The sequence below is a fragment of the Nocardia amikacinitolerans genome, assembly GCF_900215415.1.
Classification (GTDB): Bacteria; Actinomycetota; Actinomycetes; order Mycobacteriales; family Mycobacteriaceae; genus Nocardia; species Nocardia amikacinitolerans.
On the sequence record NZ_OBEG01000005.1, the window covers coordinates 1 to 23,413 of the forward strand.

At 69.2% G+C, this 23,413-nt stretch carries 21 protein-coding genes and 3 tRNA genes; 15 read left to right on the forward strand and 9 right to left on the reverse strand.

Translation table 11 applies throughout. The features are described from left to right. Window positions 1-238: 238 nt before the first annotated feature. The 6 genes from CRP45_RS22045 to CRP45_RS22070 all read left to right on the forward strand — a co-directional run bounded on the left by CRP45_RS22045 (window position 239) and on the right by CRP45_RS22070 (window position 2,575). Window positions 239-904, forward strand: a complete 666-nt coding sequence (locus tag CRP45_RS22045) for a TetR/AcrR family transcriptional regulator (RefSeq protein ID WP_067790451.1) — start codon at window positions 239-241, stop codon at window positions 902-904. A 94-nt stretch (window positions 905-998) separates the two neighbouring features. Then, window positions 999-1,071 (forward strand) — tRNA-Glu (locus CRP45_RS22050). A 29-nt stretch (window positions 1,072-1,100) separates the two neighbouring features. Then, window positions 1,101-1,174 (forward strand) — tRNA-Asp (locus CRP45_RS22055). Window positions 1,175-1,232: 58 nt separating this feature from the next. Continuing rightward, window positions 1,233-1,309 (forward strand) — tRNA-Phe (locus tag CRP45_RS22060). A 121-nt stretch (window positions 1,310-1,430) separates the two neighbouring features. Continuing rightward, a complete protein-coding gene (locus CRP45_RS22065) occupies window positions 1,431-1,613 on the forward strand; it encodes a hypothetical protein (RefSeq protein WP_067790454.1) in 183 nt (60 codons plus the stop codon). A 242-nt stretch (window positions 1,614-1,855) separates the two neighbouring features. Continuing rightward, window positions 1,856-2,575 carry a polyprenol monophosphomannose synthase gene (locus CRP45_RS22070; protein WP_281256209.1) on the forward strand — a complete coding sequence of 240 codons (720 nt, stop codon included), beginning with the start codon at window positions 1,856-1,858 and terminating at the stop codon, window positions 2,573-2,575. A 76-nt stretch (window positions 2,576-2,651) separates the two neighbouring features. Here the strand turns inward: CRP45_RS22070 and CRP45_RS22075 are convergent, their stop codons facing one another. The 3 genes from CRP45_RS22075 to CRP45_RS22085 all read right to left on the reverse strand — a co-directional run bounded on the left by CRP45_RS22075 (window position 2,652) and on the right by CRP45_RS22085 (window position 7,124). Continuing rightward, window positions 2,652-3,092, reverse strand: a complete 441-nt coding sequence (locus CRP45_RS22075; RefSeq protein ID WP_097246739.1) for a DUF6069 family protein — start codon at window positions 3,090-3,092, stop codon at window positions 2,652-2,654. A 103-nt stretch (window positions 3,093-3,195) separates the two neighbouring features. Then, a complete protein-coding gene (locus CRP45_RS22080; RefSeq protein WP_245910323.1) occupies window positions 3,196-4,599 on the reverse strand; it encodes an HAD-IB family hydrolase in 1,404 nt (467 codons plus the stop codon). Window positions 4,600-4,673: 74 nt separating this feature from the next. Continuing rightward, entirely contained in the window at window positions 4,674-7,124 is a 2,451-nt protein-coding gene (locus tag CRP45_RS22085) for a glycerol-3-phosphate 1-O-acyltransferase (RefSeq protein ID WP_097246741.1), read from the reverse strand. Between the two features lie 324 nt (window positions 7,125-7,448). Here CRP45_RS22085 and nbtS point away from each other — a divergent pair, with 324 nt between their 5' ends. Continuing rightward, a complete protein-coding gene (gene nbtS / locus CRP45_RS22090) occupies window positions 7,449-8,762 on the forward strand; it encodes a nocobactin biosynthesis salicylate synthase NbtS (protein WP_097246743.1) in 1,314 nt (437 codons plus the stop codon). 245 nt (window positions 8,763-9,007) lie between these two features. On the opposite strand, the gene CRP45_RS22095 is transcribed toward nbtS, so the two are convergent. Continuing rightward, a complete protein-coding gene (locus tag CRP45_RS22095; protein WP_097246744.1) occupies window positions 9,008-10,615 on the reverse strand; it encodes a (2,3-dihydroxybenzoyl)adenylate synthase in 1,608 nt (535 codons plus the stop codon). 152 nt (window positions 10,616-10,767) lie between these two features. Here CRP45_RS22095 and CRP45_RS22100 point away from each other — a divergent pair, with 152 nt between their 5' ends. From CRP45_RS22100 to CRP45_RS22115, 5 genes are all read left to right on the forward strand, one after another. After that, entirely contained in the window at window positions 10,768-14,292 is a 3,525-nt protein-coding gene (locus CRP45_RS22100) for a non-ribosomal peptide synthetase (protein WP_097246746.1), read from the forward strand. Between the two features lie 68 nt (window positions 14,293-14,360). Then, window positions 14,361-15,239 carry an oxidoreductase gene (locus CRP45_RS22105; protein WP_097246747.1) on the forward strand — a complete coding sequence of 293 codons (879 nt, stop codon included), beginning with the start codon at window positions 14,361-14,363 and terminating at the stop codon, window positions 15,237-15,239. 160 nt (window positions 15,240-15,399) lie between these two features. Further along, window positions 15,400-15,873, forward strand: coding sequence for a carboxymuconolactone decarboxylase family protein (locus CRP45_RS22110; protein ID WP_097246748.1), 474 nt, complete (start codon window positions 15,400-15,402; stop codon window positions 15,871-15,873). 43 nt (window positions 15,874-15,916) lie between these two features. Beyond that, the gene (locus CRP45_RS33960; protein WP_179830970.1) at window positions 15,917-16,066 is read left to right on the forward strand and encodes a hypothetical protein; all 150 of its coding nucleotides are present in this window, start codon (window positions 15,917-15,919) and stop codon (window positions 16,064-16,066) included. Between the two features lie 85 nt (window positions 16,067-16,151). Continuing rightward, window positions 16,152-17,243 carry a 3-deoxy-7-phosphoheptulonate synthase gene (locus CRP45_RS22115; protein ID WP_067790481.1) on the forward strand — a complete coding sequence of 364 codons (1,092 nt, stop codon included), beginning with the start codon at window positions 16,152-16,154 and terminating at the stop codon, window positions 17,241-17,243. Window positions 17,244-17,308: 65 nt separating this feature from the next. Here CRP45_RS22115 and CRP45_RS22120 read toward each other — a convergent pair whose 3' ends face one another. Then, complete coding sequence (locus CRP45_RS22120; RefSeq protein WP_097246750.1) at window positions 17,309-17,998, reverse strand: methyltransferase domain-containing protein; 690 nt, start codon at window positions 17,996-17,998, stop codon at window positions 17,309-17,311. Window positions 17,999-18,084: 86 nt separating this feature from the next. Continuing rightward, entirely contained in the window at window positions 18,085-18,684 is a 600-nt protein-coding gene (locus tag CRP45_RS22125; RefSeq protein WP_097246751.1) for a GNAT family N-acetyltransferase, read from the reverse strand. A gap of 104 nt (window positions 18,685-18,788) precedes the next feature. Here CRP45_RS22125 and CRP45_RS22130 point away from each other — a divergent pair, with 104 nt between their 5' ends. Beyond that, a complete protein-coding gene (locus CRP45_RS22130) occupies window positions 18,789-19,709 on the forward strand; it encodes a sigma-70 family RNA polymerase sigma factor (protein ID WP_097246752.1) in 921 nt (306 codons plus the stop codon). 47 nt (window positions 19,710-19,756) lie between these two features. Here the strand turns inward: CRP45_RS22130 and CRP45_RS22135 are convergent, their stop codons facing one another. Next, complete coding sequence (locus CRP45_RS22135; protein WP_067790514.1) at window positions 19,757-19,975, reverse strand: hypothetical protein; 219 nt, start codon at window positions 19,973-19,975, stop codon at window positions 19,757-19,759. A 177-nt stretch (window positions 19,976-20,152) separates the two neighbouring features. Here CRP45_RS22135 and CRP45_RS22140 point away from each other — a divergent pair, with 177 nt between their 5' ends. Together CRP45_RS22140 and CRP45_RS22145 are read left to right on the forward strand one after the other, a co-directional pair. Next, window positions 20,153-21,340: a pyridoxal phosphate-dependent aminotransferase gene (locus CRP45_RS22140; protein ID WP_097246754.1), complete on the forward strand. Its 1,188-nt coding sequence runs from the start codon at window positions 20,153-20,155 to the stop codon at window positions 21,338-21,340. A 36-nt stretch (window positions 21,341-21,376) separates the two neighbouring features. Further along, window positions 21,377-21,919, forward strand: coding sequence for a dihydrofolate reductase family protein (locus tag CRP45_RS22145; protein WP_097247169.1), 543 nt, complete (start codon window positions 21,377-21,379; stop codon window positions 21,917-21,919). Between the two features lie 17 nt (window positions 21,920-21,936). On the opposite strand, the gene CRP45_RS22150 is transcribed toward CRP45_RS22145, so the two are convergent. Both CRP45_RS22150 and CRP45_RS22155 read right to left on the reverse strand, forming a co-directional pair. Next, a complete protein-coding gene (locus CRP45_RS22150) occupies window positions 21,937-22,614 on the reverse strand; it encodes a CPBP family intramembrane glutamic endopeptidase (RefSeq protein ID WP_245910325.1) in 678 nt (225 codons plus the stop codon). A gap of 52 nt (window positions 22,615-22,666) precedes the next feature. Then, window positions 22,667-23,353: a trimeric intracellular cation channel family protein gene (locus tag CRP45_RS22155; protein WP_067790526.1), complete on the reverse strand. Its 687-nt coding sequence runs from the start codon at window positions 23,351-23,353 to the stop codon at window positions 22,667-22,669. Window positions 23,354-23,413: the final 60 nt, after the last annotated feature.

A 23,413-nucleotide genomic window follows, 5' to 3' on the forward strand; every position in this document is an offset into this window, starting at 1 on the left:
CGCAGGAGGCTGATCCGAGACGATGTTTGCCCGGGTGCGCACCCCCTGCGGCGCACCCGGGCACGCAAACTATACCAGCTGGTGTGTTTCAGGTTTTTCGCAAGTTTTCGTACCGAAAGTTTGAAACTGGGCGAAAACCCGGTTTGAAGTATTGATAAAACTCATAACTTCGCGCCAAGGGTTCGTTCCTATGGGGGGCACCGATTGGCGGCGAGTAGGCTTCGGAGGCGTTTCGAGCATGGCACGGCAGCAAGAGCGGGCCCGCCGGACACGTGCGGCGATTATCAGGTCCGCCGCCGTTGAGTTCGGGAAGAGCGGCTATGCCGCTGCATCGCTCAACCGCATATTGGAGGGATCGCGCGCGACCAAGGGGGCGATGTACTTCCATTTCGATTCCAAGGAAGATCTGGCACGCGCGGTTCTGGAGACGGCGGTCGAGCGGTATCGGTCCTCGGCCGAACGCTGGCTCGCCAGAACGGATCTCGGCCCGCTGGACACCTTGCACGGGATGATCGACGAGATGGCGCTGCGGCTCGAGCACGACATCATCGTGCAGGCGGAGTACCGCTTGATCATCGAGCCGGACTTCTATCGCGACGTGCACACCGGCGGCGGTCGCATCCTCGGCCGCGCGACCAGGGTGCTGGCCGTGCGCGCCATCGAGCACGGGCAGCTGCGCGCCGACGCCGACCCGGACCGGTTCACCCGGACGCTGGCGGCCGGTCTCGCGGGGCAGCGCTACCTGCTCGATCTGCTCGGCGGCGCGACCGATCTGCGCTCGCGCTTCCAGGAGGTGCTCGAGGTCGTGATCGATGCGATGTCCACCCCGGAGTGGGGCGCCAAGTTCCGTGTCGACGGGTGGCGTGCGTCCGCACGGCTGGAAGAGCTCGGTCTGGGCCTCTGACCAGCCGATTTGGGAAACTCGGCGAGACTGTCATAAGCTATGCGAGCTCCCAACGGACAGCCGTTGAAAGCCGGTCCGGAGAAATCCGGGACGAGCCCCCTTCGTCTAGCGGCCTAGGACGCCGCCCTTTCAAGGCGGTAGCGCGGGTTCGAATCCCGTAGGGGGTACGGTCTTCGGATCGTTGGTAGCACAGCAAGGCCCTGTGGCGCAGTTGGTTAGCGCGCCGCCCTGTCACGGCGGAGGTCGCGGGTTCGAGTCCCGTCAGGGTCGCAAACAAGCGCCGGAGAAATCCGGCGTTTAGCGTATGGCATTCGGAACGGGTGCCTGCGGCCAGGTAGCTCAGTTGGTACGAGCGTCCGCCTGAAAAGCGGAAGGTCGCCGGTTCGATCCCGGCCCTGGCCACCACAATCCCCTCGCCGGTACGGCGGGGGGATTTTTCGTTTCACGGGTGTCGGCCCGGTAGCTCGCCGCTCATCCGGTTCCGGAAACGCGGGCCGGGTGGTCGGCGAGGTGGGATGCTGGGGGCATGGCTGAACGGTGGTACTACTGCTTGAAGCACCAGCGTGCCGAGAAGGGACGCCAGTGCTGGTTCCGGGACCGGATGGGCCCGTATCCCGACCAGGCCACGGCCGAACGCGCGCTGGAGATCGTCCGGGCGCGCAACGAGCGCGAGGACGCGCGCGACCGATCCTGGCGCGACGGCGACTGACACCCTTCCTGCGCGACAACGGATTTCGCTCGCCCGAGCAGTGCGACACGCGGCGGCGCGACCGTCGCCGCAGGTCCGCGACTTGATCTTGGTCCGGACTACGGCAGGTCATGCCCTCGACCCCGCGTGCGGCCGCTCAGGTGTCCATCAGGTCGATCGAGTACGGTTTCTCAGAATCGAACGAGTGCTCGGCGGTCCGGCGTGGGCTGCGGGCCGGACCAGGTGAGCAGGGAGGGCGACCCTTGAGGGTTACCGTTGTTGTGCCGACCTACAACGAGCGGGAGAATCTGCCGGTGGCGGTGGAGCGGCTGACGGCGCTTCCGGTGCCCGACCTGCACATCCTCGTCGTCGACGACAACTCGCCGGACGGCACCGGTGAGGTCGCCGACAAGCTGGCCGCCGAACTGCCGAACGTGGTCGGCGTGCTGCACCGCACCGAGAAGGACGGACTCGGCCGCGCTTACGTCGCCGGCATCACCCGGGCGCTGGACGAAGGCGCCGACGTGGTGATCCAGATGGACGCCGATCTCTCGCACCCGGCCGAGGTGATTCCGGCCATGCTGGAGAAGCTGCGCGACACCGAAGCGGGCGTGGTGCTCGGCTCGCGGTACGTGCCAGGCGGTTCCACCGCCGAGGAGTGGAAGTGGTACCGCAAGGCGCTCTCGGCTTGGGCGAACTTCTACGTGAACCTGATCCTGCGCCTCGGCGTCAAGGACGCCACCGCGGGCTTCAAGGCATGGAAGGCCGACACGCTGCGCGCCATCGACGTGGCCTCGATCCGCAGCAACGGCTACTCGTTCCAGGTCGAGATGAACTACCGGACGGTCAAGCGCGGCATCGCGATCGCCGAGGTGCCGATCCGGTTCGAGGAGCGCACACTCGGCGCCTCGAAGATGAGCCTGAAGGTGCAGCTGGAGTCGGCGCTGATGCCGTGGAAGCTGCTGTTCGGCCGCTCGGTCTGACTTACGACAACGCAGAGCCCCGCATCCGGACGACGGAGGCGGGGCTCTGGTCTGTTCGGGGCTCACCCGGCCGGGCTCAGCGCTCGATCAGGTGCTTGCGCAGGCCCTCCATGCTGACGACGATGACCGGCACGAGCAGCACGTGCATGATCGACAGCGCCACGGTGGACGCGGTGTCGAAGGTAGCGGCGACGGTGCCCGCGATGGTGGCGAGGGTCAGCACCGAGCCGACCACGGAGGCGACCCGCAGCACGCCCACCCAGCGGTAGGACAGCAGCGCGGCCGCGGTCAGCCCGATCAGCAGCGGGACGGCCGACATAGCGATGACACCGCCAGGCGCGACGTCCTGGGTGGTGGTGCCGTCGTCCATGACGAAGGAGCCGCCCGCGGCGGCGCCGATCAGCCAGACGACGAGGTTGACCAGCACGGCCGCCGCGACCGCGCCGAGGACGGCGACCGGGCGGTTGACGGCGGGGATCTGGATGGTGGGTGCGGTGGTGGCGGGTGCGACGGACATGGTTCAGGTCTCCTGAGGCGAAGCTGTGAATTCGTTGTGAGACCTATCGTGAAACCTCAAGATTTATTGAGGTCAATCGTTCTGGGGCGCAGCGTGTTCCATCTCACTCCGGCCAGTCGAGCAGCGTCGCGAGAAACAGCCGGCGCACCGCTTCGACCTGCTCGTTCATCGACACCGGGTCCCAGTCGCGCACATCGATGGGCGGCAGGACCGCGACGTCGACCGTCCCGCGCCGCGCGATCATCGAGTTGCGCCAGGAGATCTCGCCCGCATTGCGGATCACCACCGGGATCACCGGGACGCCCGCCTGGTGCGCGATGTGGAACGCGCCCTTCTTGAACGGGCCGACTTCCGGTGTGTACGAACGGGTTCCCTCGGGCGAGACGGCGATCGACAGCCCGCCGCGCAGCGTCTCGACCACGGGCGCCAGCGCCGCCTTGGCGCGATGGGTGTCCGACCGGTCGATGAAAGTCACGCCGACGAAGCGCATCAGCGGCCCGAACAGCGGATTGCGGGTCAGCTCCTTCTTGCCGATGCCGGTGACACCGCCGCCGAGCACCTTCGGCACGATGATCACGTCGAACTGGCTCTGGTGGTTGAACAGGAACACTGCGGGGCGCGGCGCTCGCGCGTGCTCGGCGCCGGTCACCCGCACACGCACGCCCAGCGCGCGCAGCGTCGCGGCGGTGCCGTACGCCATCAGCGAGTCGGCCATCTTCCTGCGCTGTCCGGTGTACGACTTGGCGAGCACACCGAACACCGCGCCGCCGAGCAGTGCGGCGAAACCGGCGATTGTACGCAGGTAGTCCAGCGGCCGCGGCGCCCTGCGCGGCCGGAAGGCCAGCGACGGCCAAGCGTTGTCGGACGCCATCGCGCCGAGCTTGCGTTCGGGGTTGACCGCGACCGGGTGGCCGACGAGCGCGAGCAGCGGTAGGTCGGCGACGCCGTCGGCGTAGGCGTAGCTGCGGCTCAGATCGATGCCGTTGGCCGAGGCGAACGTGCGCACGGCGTCGGCTTTGCCGTGCCGCCACAGGGTCTTTCCCGCGGTGTAGCCGGTGAGCACGCCGTCGCTGGTAGCCATCTCGGTGCACAGCACGTGCTGGACGCCGAGCGCGGCGGCGGCGGGCGCGACCTGGAACCTGGTCAGCGAACTGGTCAGGACAACGGTGTGCCCGGCCGCCTCGTGGGTCCGGATCAATTGCCACGCTTCGGGATACAGATGGCCGTAGACGGCGCGGCGGAAAAGCTGGACGCCGAGGTCGTCGAGCTCGTCCTCGGTCCGCCCGGCCAGCGCCTGGGCGGCCTGCTGGAGGAAGCGGCTGTACTCGCCGTCGGTGAGTCCGTTGCGGATGCTGCCGAGCAGCGTCGCGGACAGACCACGCGGGCCGCCGCCGAACGCCCTGCGATACAGCGGCGCGCGGGGGAACCCGTCCACGACGGTGCCGCCGAAGTCGAACACCGCGGCGATCTCGGGGCCCTGCGGCCCGGATCGGATGGCGGACAACATCGCGCGGAGATCGGCGGACGAATCCCCCGGTCGGCCTCGATCTTCGGCGGCCGGGCGCGGGGCTGCGGCCTGGCTCATCGGGTCCCCAGCCCCGGATTATTGGACGGGTCGAGGGCAGCGGCCTGCGCGATACGCGCCCCGATACCGCGCAGGCGATCGGCGAATTCGGTACGACGCGCGATCAATTCGGTGCGGTCCTTGGCCGAGGTGCTGGAGACCGGCCGCAGCAGTCCGTGGTTGTCGGCCAGTTTCAGCGCACTGCCGAACAGCTCGGTGGACACCGATTCCGGACTGTGCAGGCGCTGCTGGAGCAGCATCTGCCTGCCGACCGACACGCATTCGTCGAGGAATTCCTTGCGGTCGATCGCGGCGCCGGGATCGCGCGCGGCCAGCCGCTCGGCGACGACGAGCTGCGCGTCGAAGAACGAGCGCAGCACGCGGTGGGCCATCGTGAACCCGGAGGCGGTGAGCTTCCCGAGGATGTCGGAGCCGAGGGTGTCCTTGCGGCTGCGTCCGTTCCACTCCGGATCGACGAGCAGCATCTCGGCGGTGATCTGCGTGGTGAACTCCGCGCGGTCCGGGAAGAAGAACTCGAACTTCAGCAGATCGCGCAGCCGGAACGCCTCGTCCCATCCGGTCCGAAGCTGGTCGGGCGCACCGGAATCCACCGCAGCGAGGATCGACAATTCCAGGATCGCCCGGTTCACGAACCAGTGCACGGCGCTGTTGCGGTAGAACGCAGCCTCCAGGTGCGCGCCGCTCTCGATCGAATACACCGGCTCCAAGCCGCCGCGATAGACGGTCACCACCTTGGCCAGCGAAAGCTGTTCCAGCACAACGGCCAGACTGGTTTCCTCGCGCAACGCGTCGAGTTCACCGCTCGGCAGGTCGCGCTTCTCGATGTAGCCGAGTACCGGCGCGAGCAGGGCGCACACCTCGCCGAGGGTCAGCGCCCGCTCGTCGACGCCGAGCAGGGCCAGGGTGACCAGCGAGTTGACGGTGATCGGCGTGACCGCGTTGATCCCGACGGCGATCTCGAAGGCCAGGCGCTGCACGGCCTTTCGCTCCCGCTCCAGCGTCTCCGGATCGGTGTCGGCGATCGGCTCGGCGACCGACTCGGTGTGGTGCAAGGGAATCGAGACGCGCGGCGGGGTGAGCGGGTCGCCGTGCGCGGCCAGCCGGTCGCGGGCCGAGAGCGGCGCGCCGAAGCGGACGTAGACGCGGCCCGCCGAATGCTGCTGGCTGCGGATGTAGCGCGCCAGCCAGGTCAGTCCCTCCGGTTTCTTTGTCCCGCCCGCCTGTTCGGTGGCGATGGCGCCGAGCTCGTTGAGCCGCTCGTAGGTGATCGAGACCGGAACGAGCATCACGTCGTCGACGCGGTCGGCGCGCACCGCGGCGGCGAGGAAGTTGAGCAGGCCGTAGCGGGGCGGGCGCAGCTTGCCGGTGCGGGTGCGGCCGCCCTCGAAGTACCACTCCAGGTTGAAGCGTTTGGCGACCAGGTAGGCGAAGTACTCCTCGACCACCGCCTTGTAGACCTCGTCGTCGCCGAAGCTGCGCCGGATGAACACCGTGCCGGTGCGCCGCGCGATCGGGCCGAGCGGCCAGAACCGCAGATTGGCGCCGCCGATCACGTGGTTGGGCGGGAAGTCGTTGCGGGCCAGCACGTCACCGAGCACGAACGCGTCGACGTAGGAACGGTGCGAGGGCAGGAAGACCAGCGGATAGCGGCGATTGAGCGCGCGTAGCGCGGCGAGGCCGGACTCCTCGGTGTCGACCTTCCATGTCGAGGCGTGCACCGGGCGCATGGCCTGGGTGAACAGATCCGAGACCGTTCGGCTCTGCGCGGCGACCAGTTCGTTGAGCGCTTTCTCCGCGCGGCGGTACACCTCCTGCGGATCCGCGCCGATCTGGTCGGCGATCAGTTCCAGCCTGCGCAGGAAGTCGGGGGAGTCGAGGATCTCCTCGGCCACCAGCCGGGGCACCTTGTAGCGGTCGCCGATTATGGAACGCTCCGCGCGTTCCAACGCGACCACCGCGGCGCGCAGGATGGCGCGGGCGAACGGCTCGGCCGTCCCCGCCGCGTGCAGCGCGGAGGCCTCGGGGTTGTTGGCGCGCAACTCGCTCAGCAACGCGGGTTGCCCGGTCAGGATGACATGCCGGTCCGGCGATTTGCGCACCAGCTTGCGCTGGGCCATCCAGTGCGGTTTGCGGGGATTGGTCAGCATCGCGAGATCGGCGAAGGTCATCCGGCGAACGCCGTCGCGCTCGGGCGGCAGCCACAGCACCCGGATCGGCACAACAAGCGGGTCGTCGCGGCGACCGATCAGCCGGTCCGCGATCGCGCCCGCGTCCAGGTCGAGCTGGGTGATCGGCGCGTCGGTGCCGATCTCCTTGGCGATGCCGCCGTCGCCGAGCCAGGCGCCGACCAGTTGGCGCTCGACACCGGAGGTGGCGTCCACCAGTGCCACCACCGAACGGGGCGCGGTAGCTGACTTCGTCGGCGAGCCGCCGCGGTGCTCGATCATCGATGTTCTTCCCTCCGCAGGTGACGCTTCCTTCATTCAAGCCTGCCGCGCCGCTGTGCGCAGGCACTCCGCGCGGCGAGTTCGATTCCGGTGCGGTGAACGCGGACGGTGGGCGGCCCTCGAACGCGGGCGCGGCGAGCGGGAAGTGGCGGTCGCGGGGAGCAGGCGGCGGGGCGTTCGACGGTCGTTGCGGCCGGATAACCGGTGTCGCCCTGGGCATTTGCCCAATTCAAAGATCGTGTGGCCGCGAGCACACCTTCGCGCTGCGCAGGTAATGCTAACCTTACCTCCTTGAGTTAGGTCAGGGTAACCTTTGGAGGATCGTTGTCGACCACGGACGAGCGCTTGCGCGTTGAGTATGTGACCGATCCGGCGGCAGCGATGTCACGGCTGGCGGCGGCGGATCGATTCGGCGAGTACGTGATGTACGAACGTCCGGGGGAGTGGGTGTTCGCGGCCGATCCGATCGGCAGCATCGAACTCGACGTGCGCGAACTGCGCGTCACCTGGGAGGGAAAGACCACCGCCACGAGCTGGACGGGCACGCCCGCGCGGGCTCTGGACGAGGCACTCGGCCTGCTGCCGCTGGACGGCCGCCGCGCCTACGGCTGGATCGGATTCGAGTTCTGCGCGTGGGCGTTGGACGCGACCGCGCACCTGGACGAGCGGACGCCCTTGGCGCACCTGATGATTCCGCGCATCGAGGTGCGCGTCGACGAATCCGGTATCCGCGTCTCTGGCGCGACGCCGAGCGAGACCGGTGACATCCACGATCTCATCGCCGAAGCGCAGGGCAGCGAGCTGCCGACGCCGCACCCGGCCGACATCCGGGTGGACCCGACCGGCTACCGCGAGCGGGTCGCGGAGGCGGTCGAGGAAATCCGTTCCGGCCGCTACCAGAAGGTCATCCTGTCCAGGAAGGTCGAGCTGCCGTTCGCGGTCGACGTGCCTGCCACCTACCGGCTCGGCCGGGCGAACAACACGCCCGCCCGCTCCTTCCTGCTGCGGCTCGGCGGTCTCGAAGCCGCGGGCTTCAGCCCCGAGCTGGTCGCCTCCGTCGACGACGAGCGGGTGGTCACCACCGAGCCGCTTGCGGGCACCCGCGCCTTCGGGCTCGGCGAGGACGTCGACATGGCGGCCCGCGCCGACCTGGTCAGCGATCCGAAAGAGATCGTGGAGCACGCCATTTCGGTGCAGACCTCGTTCGCCGAGATCAGCGCGGTCGCCGATCCCGGTACGCCTGTGGTGTCCGACTTCATGGCGGTGCGCGAGCGCGGCAGCGTGCAGCACCTTGCCTCCACCGTGCGCGGCAGGCTGGCCGCCGACCGCTCCAGCTGGGACGCGCTCGAGGTGCTCTTCCCCTCGGTCACGGCGTCCGGCATCCCCAAGCGCGAGGGCGTCGACTCGGTCTTCCGCCTGGACGGTTCGCCGCGCGGGCTGTACTCCGGTGCGGTGGTGACGATCTCGCCGACCGGCGCGATGGAGGCCACGCTGGTGCTGCGCGCGGTTTACCAGACGACCGAGGGCGCGTGGCTGCGCGCGGGCGCGGGCATCGTCGGACAGTCGCGCCCCGAGCGGGAATTCGAGGAGACCTGCGAAAAGCTCGGCAGCGTAGCGCCGTACGTGGTCAAGGCGTAGCGCACACGGCAAGCCGAGCGCACGCCGATGGCCGAGCGTGCGCCGAGACGAACGGGTCGTCCACCATTCGGTGGGCGACCCGTCGTCGTCGATCGGCCTGTGCGCCCGGTGTACCGACTGAAGGTGGCCTTCATCGTGTTAGGCCGACTGATGGTGACCTTCGGTCGGGTTGCGTGTCCAACCTTTTCGGACGGCACTGGGGCATAGAGGAACCGACAACTGGCATGTCGAGCCGTGCGGCCGGATTACCGATCGCGCAGCGCCTTCTTGTCGATCTTGCCGACCGCGGTGATCGGCAACTTGTCCGCCTGCCGCAGCACATCGGGCAGCTTGTAGGTGGCAAGGCCGCGGTCGGTCAGGAAGGTCTTGATCTCGGCCAAGGTCGGCATCGCGCCGTCGACGACCAGCACCGCGCAGACCTTCTCGCCGAGCGCCGCGTCCGGCAGCCCGACGGCGGCGGCGTGCCGGACGGCCGGATGGGCGAGCAGATGCTCCTCGAGCTCGTCGCAGGAGATGTTCTCGCCGCCGCGGTTGATCACGTCCTTGATCCGGCCGGAGACCACGAGGTGGCCGGACGGCAGGCGGCGGACCAGGTCACCGCTGCGGTAGTAGCCGTCGGGGGTGAAAGCGCGGGCGTTGTGCTCCGGCGCGCGGTAGTAGCCGCGAATCGTGTAGGGGCCCTTGGTGAGCAGCTCGCCCTCCTCGCCCGGTGCGACGTCGTTGCCTTCACCGTCGACCACCCGCACCTCGTCGGCGGGGGAGAGCGGCCTGCCCTGCGTGGTGTGCAGCAGCTCGGCGGGATCGTCGAGCCGGGTGTAGTTGAGCAGACCCTCTGCCATGCCGAACACCTGCTGCAAGGTGGCGCCGAGCGCGGGGGTGACCTCGACGGCGTTCACCTCGGCCAGACGCGCGCCGCCGACTTGGAGCAGGCGCAGCGAGGCGAGGTCGGCGTCCTCCCATTCGGTTGCCGCGCACCACAACTGGGCAAGCGGCGGCACCACGGCGGTGACCGTGACCCGGTGCTTCTCGATGGCGGCGAAGGCGTTCTCGGGGCTGGGATCGGTGACGAACGCGACCGCGCCACCGACGCTCACGGTGCCGAGGATGCCTGGGCAGGCCAGCGGGAAGTTGTGCGCGGCGGGCAGTGTCGCCAGGTAGACGTCGTCGGCGGTGAGCTCGCACACCGCGGCGCTCGCGGTGGCGTTGTAGGCGTAATCGTCGTGCGTGCGTGCGATCAGCTTCGGCAGGCCGGTGGTGCCGCCGGAGACCAGCATCAGCGCGATGTCGCTCGGGTCGACCTCCGGTAGTGAGTCACCCTCGCGGGGCACTGAATTCAGATCGGTGAACGCACCGGGCTCGCCGAGCACGATGACATGGCGCAGGCTCGCCACGGACTCCTGCACCGTCGCGGCCAGTTCCCGGTAGTCGAAATCGCCGTGCTTGTCGACGATGACGTATCCCACTGCCTCGGAAAGCGCCGCGAGATGCTCGATCTCGGCCCTGCGGTGCGCGGGCAGCGTCAGCACCGGGATGATGCCCGCGCACAGCAGACCGAAAAGCACCGTCATGAACTCGGGCACGTTGGGCAGCTGCACGACGACGCGGTCGCCCGGCGCGATGCCGAGCGCGAGCAGGCCGTGCGCCATCCGATCGGCTTCGGCGTCCACCTCCGCGTAGCTGCGCGCGCCCGAGTCGGTGATCAGCGCGGTGCGGTCCGGCTCCCGACGCGCGGTCTCGCGCAGCAGATCGCCGAGCGCGCGACCGGTCCAGTAGCCTGCGGCGCGGTAGTTCTCGGCCGCGTCGGCGGGGAAGGGGACGTAGCCCTCTCGGTGGGTGCTGGATGTGGTGGTCACGGGCTGCCTCACAAAGTCGGGACGGGTGATTCTCGGACCTAGTAATTAGGGTCTCTTTATGTAGGTTAGGCAACCCTATCTCAGTGCGATACGCTTGCGCCGAGCAGTCTCGATCCGCCGGATGCGGCGGCGACCAAGGAGTACAGCGGCACATGCAGCCAGCACAGCGACCGGGGGACGGAGCGGGGAACGCCGCGCACGCGGTGATCGGCCGGGACGAGATCCGCGCCGCGATCGCCGGGCAACTCGGCATCGATATCGACGCGATCGCCGACGAGGACGATCTGATCCAGCTGGGCCTGGATTCCATCCGGACCATGAAACTGGCCGGTGGCTGGCGCAAGCGCGGTGCGGACGTCAACTTCGCCCAGCTGGCCGCGACGCCGACCGTCGCGGAATGGTCCCGGCTGCTCGGTGCGGGTGCTGAAACCGAAGGCGCACCTGACGAGTCGCGAGCCGCTCCGGTCGAATCCGCCACCGCCACCGACGAATCCGAGCCCTTCCCGCTGGCGACCATGCAGCACGCGTACTGGATCGGCCGCTCCGACGAACAGGACCTCGGCGGCGTCGCCGCGCACCTGTACGTCGAATTCGATGGCGCCGCCGTCGATCCCGAGCGGCTCGAGCGCGCCGTCGCGGCCCTGGTCGCAGCGCACCCGATGCTGCGCACCAGGGTGCTGCCGGACGGAACCCAGCAGACCATGCCCGCGCCGGGTCGCCCGGTGTTCTCCGTCGTCGACCTGCGCGGGGAGTCCGCCGAAGCGGCGGAAGCCGAGCTGGAACGCCTGCGGGACAGCAAGACCCATCAGCGCCTCGACATCGAGGCCGGGCAGGTGCTCGACGTGACGCTCAGCCTGCTGCCCGCCGGCCGCACCCGCCTGCACCTCGACGTCGACATGCTCGCCGGCGACGCCATGAGCTACCGCGTCCTGATCTCCGACCTGGCCGAGCTCTACCACGGCGGGTCGCTGCCCGCCGAGACCTACAGCTACCGCCGCTACCGCACCGAACGCCAGATCGACGCGGCCGCGCGGGAGCGCGACAAGCAGTGGTGGCAGGAACGGCTGCCGCGCCTGCCCGGTTCGCCCGAGCTGCCGACCATTCCGGTCAGCGAGCGCGTCGACCCGCATCGGACCGTCCGCTACAACCACTGGCTCGAGCCGGAGGCCAAGCAGCGGCTGCTGGACGCCGCGCACGCGCGCGGCATCACCCCGGCCATGGCGCTGGCGGCCGTGTTCGCCGAGACCATCGGCGGTTGGTCCGCGCAGAGCCGATTCCTGTTGAATGTGCCGCTGTTCCACCGCGAGCCGGTGCATCCCGACATCGACCGCGTCATCGGCGATTTCACGTCGTCGATCATGCTCGAGGTGGACGTCAGCGCGAACATGACGGTTGCCGACCGGGCGCGGGCGTTGCAGCGTTCGATGCACGAAAGCGGCGCGCACACCGCCTATTCCGGCCTCGAGGTGCTGCGCGACCTCGGCCGCCACCGTGGTGAGCCGGTGCTCGCGCCGATCGTCTACACCAGCGCGCTCAATCTCGGCGAACTGTTCGCCGATTCGGTGACCGAGACTTTCGGCGAGCCGGTCTGGATCATCTCGCAGGGCCCGCAGGTGCTGTTGGACGCGCAGGTCACCGAGGTGCGCGGCGGCCTGCTGCTGAACTGGGACGTGCGCGAATCCGCCTTCCCCGACGGCGTGATCGAGGCGATGTTCACCAGCTACACCGACGCCATCACCCGGCTCGGCGCGGGCGAAGCGGGATGGAACGCCGAAGCGGCGGTACGTCTTCCGCTCGCACAAGCCACCGTGCGCGCGCAGGTGAACGCCACCGACGGACCGGTGACCGGCCGCGCGCTGCACGAGGGGTTCTTCCAGCACGCCGCCGCGACGCCCGACGCGCCAGCGGTGCTGTGGCAGACCGACGGCGTCGACGGCGGGTGGAGCTACGGCGAACTGGCCGCGCAGGCGCTGGCCGTGGCTGGTGCGCTGCGGGATCAGGGTGTGCGGCAAGGCGATACGGTCGCGGTGCAGTTGCCGAAGGGTCCGGATCAGATCCTCGCGGTGCTCGGCGTGCTCGCCGCCGGCGCGACCTACGTGCCGATCGGCTTCGACCAGCCGGTGGGCAGGCGCGCGGAAATCCTGCGCACCGGCGAGGTGGTGGCCGCGCTCACCGTCGACGGTGCGGACATGGGTCGTCCCGAGATCGCCTGCGTGCCGATCTCGCAGGCCAGGCAGCACCCGAATCCGCTTGCCGCGCCCGTGATCCCGGATACCTCCGCCATCGCCTACGTGCTGTTCACCTCAGGTTCGACGGGCACGCCCAAGGGCGTCGACCTGCCGCACAGCGGCCCGATGAACACCATCGACGCGGTGAACGACTGGTTCGAAGTCGGCTCCGGTGACCGGGTACTCGGCCTCTCCGCGCTCGAGTTCGACGCCTCGGTCTACGACATCTTCGGCATGTTCTCGGTGGGCGGCTCCGTGGTCGCGCTGAACCCGAGGCAGCGCGAGGAGGCGACCACCTGGGTGGAGCTGCTGCGGCACTTCCGGGTGACGATCCTCAACTGCGTGCCGAGCATGCTCGACATGATCCTGGAGATCGGCGGCGACGAGCTCGGCGACTCGCTGCGCGCGGTGACCCTCGGCGGCGACTGGGTCGGCGCCGATCTCGCGCGCAGGCTCGCCGCGCAGGTGCCCGGCTGCCGCTTCTCCGGCCTGGGCGGCGCGACCGAGACATCCATCCACAACACCATCTGCGAGGTCAGCGAGCCACCCGCGCACTGGACGACGGTGCCGTTCGGCGTTCCGCTGCGCAATGTGCGCTGCCGCGTGGTGAATTCGGCGGGACGCGACTGTCCGGACTGGGTGCCCGGCGAATTCTGGGTCGGCGGCGCGAATGTCGCGGCGGGTTACCGCAACGACCCGGAACGCACCGCCGAACGGTTCGTGACGCACGACGACATCCGCTGGTACCGCACCGGCGACATGGCCCGCTACTGGCCCGACGGCACGATCGAATTCCTCGGCCGCGCCGACCACCAGGTGCAGATCCGCGGCTACCGCGTGGAACTCGGCGAGGTGGAGAGCGCGCTGCGCACCGCGCCGGGTGTCCGGCACGCGGTCGCGGCGGTGGTCGGGAAGGGGGTGCCGAAGCTTGTCGCGGCCGTCGCCGGATTCCCCGGCAGCACCGTGGATCTGGTCGGCGCGATCTCGGATCTGTTGCCCAGCTACATGATTCCGACCCGCATCGAACTACTGGACGAGATGCCGCTCACCGACAACGGCAAGCTCGACCGCCGCGCTGTCGTCGCGCTGCTCGAGCCCTCCGCGCAGGACACCGCGGACCTCGCGCCGCGCACGCCGCTGGAGTCGGCGCTCGCGGCGATCGTCGCCGAGGTGCTCGGCGTGCCCCGCCTCGGCGTGCACGACGACTTCTTCGGGCTCGGCGGCGACTCGGTGCTCGCGACGACGGCGATCGCGCGGGTCCGCGAATGGCTCGACGCGGAGCACGCGCTGGTCGCGGACATCCTCGTCGGCCGGACGGTGGCGGGTCTCGCCGAGCGCTTGCTCGCCAAGGACGCCGAGGCGGGCACGCCGGACCGGCTGGACGAGGTCGCCAAGCTGTATCTGGAGGTCGCGGCCATGACCGACGAGGAGATCCTCGCGCAGGCCTGACGTGGTTTCCCGTCGCCCCGTTTCCGATCGGGGCGACGGGTCGCGCTTCCAGGACTAAACTTCCCGACATGACCCGTTGGGACGCCTCGAACATCCCCGATCAGACCGGCCGGACGTTCATCGTCACCGGCGCGAACAGCGGCTTGGGCGCGGTGGCGGCGCGCGCGCTCGCCGGGGCGGGGGCCGATGTGGTGCTGGCCTGCCGCAACGTCGCCAAGGGCGAGAAGGTCGCCGCCGATCTCGGCGAACGCGCCACCGTGCGCGCGCTCGATCTGGCCGACCTCTCCTCGGTACGCGAGTTCGCCGATTCGGTGGACCGGGTCGACGTGCTGATCAACAACGCGGGCGTCATGGCGGTGCCGGAAGGGCGCACCAAAGACGGCTTCGAAATGCAGATCGGCACCAACCATCTCGGTCACTTCGCGCTGACCGGCCTACTGCTGGACAAGATCTCGGACCGGGTGGTCACGGTATCCAGCGGCGCGCACGCCATCGGCAGGATCGACCTTGACGACCTGAACTGGGAGCGCAGGAAATACCAGCGCTGGGCCGCCTACGGGCAGGCCAAGCTGGCCAACCTGATGTTCGCCTACGAGTTGCAGCGCAAGCTGACCGCTGCCGGTTCCGGCAAGATCTCGGTGGCCGCGCACCCCGGCTACGCGGCGACCGAATTGCAGTCGCACACCGAGTCGTTCTTCGACCCGATCATGTCGATCGGCAACCGGCTGTTCGCGCAGAGCGCCGAAATGGGCGCGCTGCCAGAGCTTTACGCCGCCACCGTCACGCCGATCGAGCCTGGCGCGTTCTACGGACCCACCGGGCTCGCCGGCATGCGCGGCTACCCTGGCACCTCGGGTTCCACCAAGCAGTCCCGCGACGAGGCCGTCGCCAGGGCGCTGTGGGAGTTGTCGGAGAAGCTCACGGGAGTCACCTACTCGTTCTCCTGACGGTTTCCCGGAGAGCGCACCGGCTCGGGTCAGGGGCGTTCGTCATCATGACCGGGCTCACAACGGGTGGTGTCACACCTCGCTGAGGCGCGTCGTCATCTCGGTATACGACGCTTCGGCCCCCGCCGGAGCGAAGAACCGAGAACCCAAGGGGTACATCATGGAAGCGCGTTTCGACTACTACGGCACCGAGATCGGCGCGAAGTTCGCCAAGCGCGTCGGCAACACGGGATTGGTGGTCGACCAGTCCACCCTCCCGCGCGCGACACAGGAGCTGGTGAAGCTGCGAGCCAGCCAGATCAACGGCTGCGGATTCTGCACCGACATGCACAGCAAGGACGCGCTGCACGCCGGCGAGGACCAGGTGCGGCTGAATCTTGTGGCCGCGTGGCGCGACGCCACCGTGTTCACCGACGCGGAGCGGGCCGCGCTGGCCCTCACGGAGGAAGGCACCCGGCTCGCCGACGCGCACACCGGCGTGCGCGAGGAGACCTGGGCTCAGGTGCAGAAGCACTACGACACGGACCAGATCGCCGCGCTCATCTCGCTCATCGCGCTGATCAACGCCTACAACCGGATGAACGTCATCGCGGGCACCCCGGCGGGCGGGTACCAGCCGGGGCAGTGGAGCTGATCACGTTCTTGGCCGCGGGGGCCGGTAGCCGACGAGTATCGATGTGACGACCGACGCCGTCTCGATCATGGAAGTTGGCCCCTGCGTCACCCGGCTGCCAACGCCTGGTACAGTCACCGACGTGCAGCGCGCGTATTTCTGGTTTAGCAAGCCGGCCCTGGGTGGGTCGGTCTGCGGCAACCACATGCGCTGACTTCTTCCACCCCGAGCCGGATGATGGACCGGCTCGACGGTATTCACGTCCGTGGGTCGGCCTTGACGAAAAGGAACCCACACAGATGACAACCGCAGCCGACGTCGACGCGCGGCATTCCGATCTCGACGACCAGCGCACCCTCTCCGTGAGCCCGTTACGCTCGCCCGCCGAGGTGCGCATGGTGCACCCGATCAGCGATCCGCTGGCCGACACCGTCCGCGCGGGCCGCAAGGCCACGGTGGACGTGCTCGACGGCGCCGACGACCGCCTGATGGTGATCGTCGGACCGTGCTCCGTGCACGACCCCGCGGCGGCGCTGGACTACGCGCGCAGGCTGGCCGAGAAGGCCGCCGAGCTGAGCGACCGGCTGCACGTGGTGATGCGGGTCTACTTCGAGAAGCCGCGCACCAGCCTTGGCTGGAAGGGCCTGATCAACGACCCGCACCTGGACGGCTCGTTCGACGTCAACACCGGTCTCGGCATCGGCCGCAAGGTGCTCGTCGACATCACCGCCCTCGGCCTGCCGGTGGCCTGTGAGTTCCTCGACCCGATCACCCCGCAGTACATCGCGGACCTGGTCTCCTACGGCGCGATCGGCGCGCGCACCGCGGCAAGCCAGGTGCACCGTCAGCTGAGCAGCGCGCTGTCCATGCCGGTCGGCATCAAGAACGGCACCGACGGCGACGTGCAGGTGGCCGTGGACGGCGTGCGCGCCGCGGCGGCCAGCCACGTCTTCCCCGGCACCGACCTCGACGGCCGTTCCGCGCTGATCCGCACAACCGGCAACCCGGACTGCCACGTGATCCTGCGCGGCGGAAGCACCGGCCCGAACTTCGACGCGGCCTCCGTCGCCGAGGCCTGCCTGCGCCTGGAGAAGGCGGGTCTGCCGGAGCGCATCGTCGTGGACGCCAGCCACGGCAACAGCAACAAGGACCACAACAAGCAGGTCGACGTGGTCACCGACATCGCCGAGCGCATCGCGGGCGGCGAGCGCAGTGTCGTCGGCGTGATGCTGGAGAGCTTCCTGGTCGCGGGTCGTCAGGACCTCACCCTCGGCCGCGCCGCGGACCTCACCTACGGCCAGTCCATCACCGACGCCTGCATCGACTGGTCCACCACCGCGGCCCAGCTGGACCGCCTCGCCGACGCCGTCGCCCAGCGCCGCGCGAGCTGACCCATATCCTTTCGACGCCTCACAGAGCCGGCGAGCCTGTGAGGCGTGTGAAAGGTGTGTGGCCGCTACTTCGGCTCGGCGATCACGCAGAGCAGATCGCCGGAGGCGACGGTGCGCACGGTGAACCCAGCCGCGGTCAGGTGCTCGCCGAGCCGCCCTGGCGGTGGCTTCGGCGACGACGCCGCGCCGTCCGGATCGCCGTATCCGTAGCACAGGTAGAGCCCGCCTCCTGGCGCGAGCAGCCGCCTGATCAGTGCGAGTTCGGCGGTGGGCCGCTTGGTCCAGAACAGGTTGACGTTGACCGCGAGGATCTTGTCGAAGGCGTCTATCCCGAAGTCGTCGAGCACCTGTTCCGGTCGCAGCTTGGTCAGCTCGACGTGCACGAGGCCGACGCGGCCCGAATCGCCCTGCGCCGCTTCGTCTTCGCGCGGCTCGGCGCCGCCTCTGGATGCACCGCGCCCGGCTGCGCCCTCTCGCGCTTCGGTCCGAGTCGCCGTGCTGTGCCGGGCGGCGGCAGCGGCGCCCTCGTTCGGCACAGAGCCGTGGACCGACGGGTCGTGCCCGGCCGCGCGCAGCCGTTGCGCGGCGCGGGCGACCGCCGTCGCGGAGCGCTCGACCCCGATGACGCGCCCCTCCGGCACCCGCTCGGCCAGCAGCGACAGCGACGGGCTCGCCCCTGGCCCGATCTCCAACACCCGATCCGCGGGCCCGAGCGTCATCGTGTCGGCGAACCAAGGAAAGCGTGCGTCACCCACGGTCGACCACCCTTGTGCGTTCGGCTCGCGAGTCGTTGTCGGCGGGTCCGAGCGCCGTGGCGTTCACGAACCGGCGATTGCCGTCATCACCCATGGGAGACAGTGTCGCGGAGCGCGGGGAACTCCGCGGGCCATTCGGCGACGCGGCCCGGCGGATCGCTGTGCAGGCGAGCCGCCAGCCACTCGTCGCGCCGGACGCCGCGCTGCCAGCCGCCGAGCCGCGCCCGGCCCTCGTAGTGAAAGCCGTTGCGGCGCACCGCCGCTGCCGACGAGTAGTTGCCGACGAACGCGCGCCAGCTGATCCGAGCCAGCCCCATGCCGTCGGCGGCGAAGCCGAACCCGCAGACCAGCCCCACCGCACGCGCCATGTGGCCGCGGCCGCGGTGTTCGGAGGCGAGCCAGAAACCGATCTCGCACGCGGTCGGGTCCTTTTGCTCCAGTCCGATCATGCCGATGACGGGTCCGTCCGCTGCGAGGCGCAGCGCCCAGGTCGGGCTGCGCCCGGCCCAGCCGGGCAGGACGAAGTCGGCGAAGAATTTCTCGGCGTCCGCCGGGCCGTAGGGCACCGGTATCGTCGTCCACTCGCCGATGGACGGGTCCTGGCAGCGGGCGATGATGACATCGGTATCGGCCGCGGTGGGCGGGGAAAGCCAGACCGCGCCGTCCGAGAGCGTGCGGATCTCCATCTGGCCATCGTGACACGGCCGGGTCGGCGGGGGCATCCGGTTATCGGATGACCGGATGGATACCGCGGTGATCGGCCGACCAGGAGGACCGTAGAATCGGCCCGATGGTTGCCGCTCTTCTCGCCGACTTGTTCGAATCGCATCGGGCTCATTTGCTTTCCGTCGCCTACCGGCTGACGGGCAGCGTCGGCGACGCCGAGGACGCGGTACAGGAGAGTTTCCTGCGGTTGGCGGGGACGCACCAGTCCGAGATCGACGATCTGCGGGCCTGGTTGACCACCGTGGTGAGCCGAATCTGCTTGGATCGCTTGCGCAGTGCGGCGTCGCGCCGGGAAACCTATGTGGGGCAATGGTTGCCGGAGCCGATCGTCACCGGTGTGACGCCGTCGAGCACGCCGGATCCGCTGGAGTCGGTGGTGCGCGGGCAGGAATACCGGTTGGCCGCGATGGTGGTGCTCGACGCTCTCACCCCGCCGCAGCGGGTGGCGTTCGTGCTGCACGACGGGTTGTCGGTGCCGTTCGACGAGATCGCCGAAATCCTCGGCGTCACTTCGGATGCCGCGCGGCAGTTGGCTGTTCGGGCACGCAAGGCGGTCGCGGGCGTGCCCGCACCGGTGTCGGACGACGAGCACGAGGCGGCCGTTCGTCGGTTGCTCGCGGCGCTGGCCACCGGTGACATCGCCGCGGTCGCTCGCGCGCTGCACCCGGACGCGGTGCTCATCGGCGACGCCAACGGCACCACCTCCACGGCGGTGAACATCGTCGGCGGCGCGGAGAAGATCGCCCGCTTCATGCTGGGGCTGGTGCGCAAGTACGGCATCGGCGACACCGATCAAGCCGCGACCCGCTACGAATTTGCCACGGTGAACGGGCAATTGGGGCTCGTGATGAATCTGGACTCGGAGACCGAGGAGCAGGACTGGCATCCGGCGCGGGTCGTCGGTTTCACGGTGCGCGACGGATTGGTCTGGGGCACTTACGATCACGCCAATCCGGCCAAGCTGACCGGCGTTCGGCTGGCCTGACCCGCCGGGCCGGACCCTCATCGCCCGACCCGGCGGATCGGACGGGGTCAGGGTGTCGTGGAACCGGTGAACCAGTCGCCCGTCGAGGATCCGGTGCCGCCGTTGCCGGTGGTGGATCCGGTGAACCAGTCGCCGGTCGACGATCCGGTGAACCAATCGCCGGTACCGGCGATCAGATCGTGCGCCACTTCGCGAATCAGACCGAGTACGGTTCCGGCGACCTCCGACGCGGCCGGATTCAGTACGAGGTCGAGATACGAGGCCATGAGCGCCCCTTTCGAGACACCGCCGCGGGGCGGCGGCTTGTGAGATAGAACACGGCGAGGCTAGCTGCCCATGGGAGAACGCACAACAGCCCAGGTAGAAAGGCCAAAATGAATGTGAAACATAGCCGTTCGCTATCTAATAGCAACAATGGCGATCGCTCCGCTACTCTCCGGGGTATGCCCGCACGTCCCGCGACCGTCGCTCGCCTACGTCCCTATGCCGCCACGATCTTCGCCGAGATGACCGAGCTCGCCGTCCGGTACGAGGCGGTGAACCTCGGTCAGGGCTTCCCCGACACCGACGGGCCCGCGGGCATGTTGGAGGTGGCCAGGCAGGCCATCGCCGACGGCGTCAACCAGTACCCGCCGGGGCGCGGCATGCCGGTGCTGCGCCGCGCCATCGCGGCCGACCGGGCCCGCCGCTACGGCACCGAATACGACCCGGACACCGAAGTGCTTGTCACCGTGGGAGCCACCGAGGCGATCAGCGCCGCCATGCTCGGGCTTGTCGAACCCGGCGACGAGGTGGTTCTGATCGAGCCGTACTACGACTCCTACGCTGCGGCCGTCGCGCTTGCGGGCGCGCAGCGGCGCACGGCTCGGCTGGTCGCCGATGGCGATCGTTTCGTGCTGGATCTGGACAGCCTGCGTGCGGCGATCACCCCGCGCACGCGGATGCTGGTGGTCAATTCCCCGCACAACCCGACCGGCACCGTCCTCGACCGCACCGATCTCACCGCGGTCGCCGAGCTGGCCTGTGAGCACGACCTGATCGTGCTCACCGACGAGGTCTACGAGCACCTCGTCTACGACGGCAACGAGCACATCAGTCTGGCGACACTGCCGGGCATGGCCGAGCGGACCGTCGTGGTGTCCAGCGCCGCGAAGACTTTCAGCGTCACCGGCTGGAAGATCGGCTGGGCGTGCGGCCCCGCGTACCTGATCGACGGCGTGCTCGCCGCCAAGCAGTTCCTGACCTTCGTCGGCGGCGGTCCGTTCCAGCCCGCCATCGCGCACGCGCTGACCAACGAGCTCGACTGGGTCGCCTGGCTGCGAGATGTCCTTTCGGACAAGCGTCTTCGCCTCTCCGCCGCTCTCGCCAACGCTGGCTTCGGCGTGAAGGCAAGTGGTGGAGGCTATTTCGTCTGCGCCGACCTCACGCCGACGGGCCGCGCCGACGGGCTCGAGTTCTGCCGGGAGATTCCGGCGTCGATCGGCGTCGCCGCGGTGCCCGTCAGCGTCTTCGCCGACGACAAGCCCGCGTGGAATCACCTGGTGCGCTTCACCTTCTGCAAGCGCGACGAGATCCTCGACGAGGGCGTGCGACGGCTGCGCGCGGGCGTCGCGACGAGCGGCAAACGCTGACCGAAGGTGTCAGGTTTCGATGTGAGGATCGAGACCATGACGACCCAGTACTACACCGCGACCAGTCTCGACGGCTACATCGCCGACCCGGACAACTCGCTCAGCTGGCTGTTCGCCGTCGCCGACGCGGACTCCGCCACCGACGACATCGGCGTGTTCCTCAGCGGCGTCGGCGCCATGTGCATGGGCGCGACGACCTACGAGTGGATGATCGCCAACGAGTCGCCGGAGTACTGGCACGAGAACTACGGTGACCGGCCGTGCTGGGTGTTCACCCATCGCGAGCTGCCCGCCATCCCCGCCGCGAATCTGCGGTTCGTCTCGGGGGAGGTCGAGCCGGTGCACAAGCTGATGGCCGAGGCGGCGGCCGAGCGCAATATCTGGATCGTCGGCGGCGGCGAGCTGGCCGGGCAATTCGCCGACGCGGGTCTGCTCGACGAGGTGATCGTCGGCATCACGCCGGTGACGTTGGGCGGCGGAGCGCCGCTGTTGCCGCGCCGGATTCTGGCCGATCGGATGACCTTGGTCGGCGTCGAGCGAATGGGACAGTTCGCACAGCTCACCTACCGCCTGAGGTGAATTCGGTCGCGGTCGGGTCAGCTCGCGCCGTGGTAGAGGAAGCCGCCGAGGCCGATGGTGAAGGCGAGGCAGCCGTACAGCGCGTGCTCGACCGAGACCACCAGCAGCGAGCCGGTCTGTCGGTACCGGTAGCCGAACAGCACGCCGCCGACCAAGGTCAGCGCCACGGCGATCCAGTTGCCGAAGATGATGTGCGCGAAGCCGAATGCGGCGGCGTTCGCCGCGATCAACGCCCACCCGGTGCCGAAGGCGGGCGCGTACCGCTGGAACAGGAACTTCCGGAAGATCAGCTCCTGCGGGTACACCGAGAACAGCGGGTAGAACACCATCACCATCGCCCACAGCAGCGGTTCGGCGCGCGGCAGCTCGAAAAGCCGGTCCGGGCTGAGCACGGCGAGTGCGACGCCGATGGCGACGGCGGCGGCGACCCAGAGGGCAAGCATCGAGGGCAGGACGGTGCGCAGCATGCGGAAGTGATCGCGGAGTCCGTAGCTGGGCACGCGCTGCCCACGCAGCCAGAAGTGCGCGCCAACGGCGAGCGCGATCAGGAACGGAATGGGGCTGCCGGGGCTGCCGAGCGCGGCGTAGCCGCCGACCAGTCCGAAGTAGAGCAAGGCGAATTCGATGGCGAGCCAGGTCATCCGGCGGCGATCACGCTCCGGTCGAAGGTCCTGCCGCAGCTCGGTCGCCGTCACGTTCCCGACGTTACGGAAGGGTGCGCGGGGTCGCCATGTGTCTTTCGGTCCCTCACTCCGGTGAGGGATCGAGGCGGCCTGTGTTGCGCCGGGCCTGCGGCGCGTGCCAGCCGTAGCGGCGGGCCAGCAGGCGGAAGGCGATGGCGAGGAAGGCGGCGAGCAGACCGGTCCACGCCCAGTAGGCGTCGAAGTGCAGCAGCGTCGCGGTGGCGGCCGCGCCGAGCAGCGCGGGCACCGCGTACAGCTCCTGGTCCGGACGCAGCACCCGAGGCACCTCGCCCCCGAGCACGTCGCGGATGACGCCGCCGCCGATCGCGGTGACCATGCCGAGCAGCGCGGCCGTCGGTGCGCCGACGCCCTGGGCATAGGCGACCGCGGTACCTGTCACGCAGAACAAGCCGAGCCCGATGGCGTCGAAGATCTCGAGCGGGCCGGTGAGCCGGTGCGACGGATGCTTGAAGAAGATCACCAGCGCCGTCAGCAGGGACGCGCACAGGTAGGTCAGGTCGGTGAACGCGGCGGGTGGCGTGCGCCCGATGAGCAGGTCGCGGATGACGCCTCCGCCGAGCGCGGTGCTACAGGCCAGCACCGCCATGCCGAAGACGTCCATATTTTTGCGGACCGCGAGCAGCGCGCCCGAAGCCGCGAACGAGACCACCCCGAGCAGCTCGCCGATGCGCTGGGCGGCGTTCACGGCGGAATCCAGCTGCGTGGCCATGACGTCCAACCCGGCGACCATGAAACCGCTCCTTTCACTTTCTCCGTCCAGCAGGTTTGCACGTCGGTTGCGCTGTGAGTT